This is a genomic window from Paenibacillus maysiensis, from assembly GCF_000520815.1.
In the GTDB taxonomy this organism is placed as follows: domain Bacteria; phylum Bacillota; class Bacilli; order Paenibacillales; family Paenibacillaceae; genus Paenibacillus; species Paenibacillus maysiensis.
The window spans coordinates 1-2263 of record NZ_ASRY01000245.1 but is presented as its reverse complement, the minus strand read 5'-3'; the positions used below and the strand labels follow the sequence as shown (position 1 = coordinate 2263).

At 48.3% G+C, this 2263-nt stretch carries 2 protein-coding genes; both read right to left on the bottom strand.

Annotated features, from left to right (window positions below; genetic code table 11):
- Nucleotides 1-394: 394 nt before the first annotated feature.
- Nucleotides 395-799 carry a GNAT family N-acetyltransferase gene (locus L696_RS32025; protein ID WP_245233386.1) on the bottom strand — a complete coding sequence of 135 codons (405 nt, stop codon included), beginning with the start codon at nucleotides 797-799 and terminating at the stop codon, nucleotides 395-397.
- 314 nt (nucleotides 800-1113) lie between these two features.
- On the bottom strand, nucleotides 1114-2148 hold the full coding sequence (locus L696_RS0117455; RefSeq protein ID WP_025684789.1) for a C40 family peptidase: 1035 nt from the start codon (nucleotides 2146-2148) through the stop codon (nucleotides 1114-1116).
- Nucleotides 2149-2263 lie beyond the last annotated feature (115 nt).

Sequence of the window (2263 nt, the reverse complement as noted above, 5' to 3'; positions counted from 1 at the left end):
CTGTTCCTAAAAGGATTTTTTATTCACGAAATGTCCTATATAAACTTTATTAAACTCAACATATACGAAAACAGATAGTATCGGTAAAAGGGATCTGTGGGAACTTAGCTGGAGGAACCGGTAACGCCCAATCCTTGTTTCGTATAAAAGGCTCTACCGGTATGTATCCGGTAGAGCCTTAGTAATCTTCACCTGTATGCCTTTTCCTCCGATGTATTTGTGCATATATTATGTTGTATTACAAATAAAGGAGGTTCAAGCCATGGGTGGATATGAAGGTGTAGCAGGTTATGGTGGACATTTCCTTGATAATCTGGATTTAAAACATAACCCATTTCTGCGTTAGTATCTTTGACATGAATACCAATACCGCCGATCAGGATTCCATCGTTTTTCAGACAAATGCTAGTTCGTAATCTTGTCTTGGCTGTTCCTGCTGTGAAGCTAGAACTTGTTCTATATACGCCTTTGTAGCTTCTTCTGTATTCGGTCCCCATGCTATGTGCCTAGTGACTTCAGGCAATGAAGTGTACGTATGTATACTTTCCCAATCGGATCTGCAAATATCACGAATGATGAGCCGATTTGTCTCAATTTGCACCTGTCTATATTCCAAAGACTCTACCCGGTTTTTAAAAACAATTAACAACTCATTCAAATTTTGTACGCCACCGTAGCCTTTAAAGGTTGTCCCCGCCATCTTATAATGAATCCAATTGGATTCACTTCGTTCCATAGATATCGGTTCAAAATCTTTTTCAGCTAGTATCGTTCCTTCTAGATCAAGAATATAGACCAACCTGGATTATCCAGTGTGAAAATCTGTATCCCCTATGCATGTTCCCAATTGTGTCTGAGCTCAAGTCCTATGCAGTTAAAGGGATTTGTTCCTTCCCATATGAGAAGATGGTACGAATTACGTGTCGAACAATTGGGAACGAATGAAGACCTCTTGCCGCCTGAACGCAAACCCCAAGGGAGGCGTCCGGCAAAAGGCAATCAGAAGATAATGAATGGGTGTTCTGGGTGGCACAATCAGGAGCACCATGGCGGGATCTGCCTGACCATTACGGACCATGAAAAAGCCTACTGTTATTCGCTGCCCGGTTCGTCCTAAAAAAGCCTGCGGGCCGTTACGAACCGTTTCTGCCATTTGTCGTCAAGCGTGTCAAAATGAACGCCGCGTTCTTTGGAGAACGTATGCAGCAATTTGTTGTTTCCCGCATAGATAGCTACATGGCCGATCTCCAGCCCGCGTGCGCTGAAGAACAGCAGGTCACCTTTGCGCAGCTCGTTCAGCCCGACCTTCCGGCCTTCTTTAGCCTGATCGTAAGAGACACGGGGGAGGTCGATGGAGAGCGTATGCCGGAACACTTCCCCCACAAAAGAAGAACAATCAAAGGTCGATGTCTGGCCGGTTGCTGCGCCGAATTCATAAGGGGTACCGAGGAATTTCTCCCCGTAGGCGATCAGTTCATCTCCCTGCCGTTCCGCCAGCGATGGGCTGTTATAATCGCTGTATTTTGGTTTTGCCGATATGTATCCGGTCAGGTTGTCTTTAGTACGCACTTCCAGCCAGAGGGCATTGACCTCGCGGATGACATGAACCTTTTCGCCGCCTGAAATAAGCCGCAGGGAAGGGGAAGCTCCCGATGAATCCGGCTCGCTGCGCAGGTTGACCCCGGAAAGGACTGTTGTGAAAAAATCGTTCCTAGAGACAATTCGGATCGTCCGGGTCAGGGCATCCCACTTCACTGTGCTTCCAAGTGCTTCGCTTACAAAACGCAGTGGAATCATCGTGTTGCCCTCAACAATCCGTCCGGGAACATTCAGGGACAGCGGATTGCCGTTTAGGGTGGCGGTGAGTTCTCCGATGCGGTAGGTCAGCACCGTGTCGTTTTTGGTTGCCGTTACGGTTTTGCTGGATCCGTTCCAGGAAAGCCCGGCTCCTTGCACCTCAAACAACTGGCGCATGGGGACGAGCGTTGTCCCGCTCAGCAGCAGCGGCTGGGCGGCAAGCTGAAGCGGGCGGTCGTCCAGATAGACGGCCGTCACTGGAGTCAGCGGCACCGACTCCGCATAAGACGGATTCGCTTGGAGCAGCGATACAGCCAGCAGAGCCAGCGATACTCCCTTGTTGATGGTCATGCTGTCATCACCTCGTTGTTAATATGTTCATCTAAGTTGTACGAGGCTGCTTCCAATTAGTTGTGTACCAAATATTGGGGCAATTCTAGTTTTCCTCCAAAGCGCCGTGCACGAA

What these genes read in the sequence shown, in the direction of transcription:
- L696_RS0117455 (WP_025684789.1), bottom strand. Translation starts at nt 2,148, where the DNA reads ATGACCATCAACAAGGGAGTATCGCTGGCTCTGCTGGCTGTATCGCTG.